The organism is Paenibacillus sp. P4_E11, assembly GCF_056401635.1.
The window spans coordinates 1-595 of record NZ_JBFUIX010000696.1; the positions used below are offsets into that span (position 1 = coordinate 1).

Here is a 595-nt window from a genome sequence, read left to right on the forward strand (position 1 = left end):
GTGCATGACCATCCATACGTGCTTAAAGCCCGAGTTGCCTGAGAGTTTGTCATGCAGATGTTTTCACCCGGTACCACTTGTACGTTTCAGATATAATGTTAATCAGAGCGATGAATGCAATCATCATGATGAGCCAATCGGTTGCTGCGGCCCATATCGATACCACCGTCTCGTAATCTTCTCCGCTGGCGGACAAGAGCCCTGATGCCTCCATTTGTGGGATGAACTCGGGATTCAAGATTGCAGGATCAGCTAATATGATGCACACCAAGACCGTGGTTACAACTGACATCACGACGTGAAGGGCAAGTAACTTGCCGGACCTAAAACGTACGATGATTCGGATGCTTTCTTTCAAGATGCCTAGTGCAGCAAGTATCCCTACGATCGGTAAATAGTTCCGGAAGACATCGGCATTCAGAAAAGGAATGACCAAACGTTCTCCATCCTGCACCCTCCAGATACCAAGCAGATCGATAGAGTACAGGCACACTACCAAAAATAGTACTGTGAAAATAATGCCTGCAATCGGTTTGCTCATTTTGATTTGTTTATTCATGTCGGGGATACTCGGCAAGTCGGACGGTTTCCATTC

The 595-nt window shown here is 46.7% G+C and carries 1 pseudogene; it reads right to left on the reverse strand.

What is annotated here, in order from left to right:
* Positions 1–49: 49 nt before the first annotated feature.
* A pseudogene (locus tag AC1DWB_RS36985) lies at positions 50–595 on the reverse strand (HAAS signaling domain-containing protein); the annotation flags it as partial.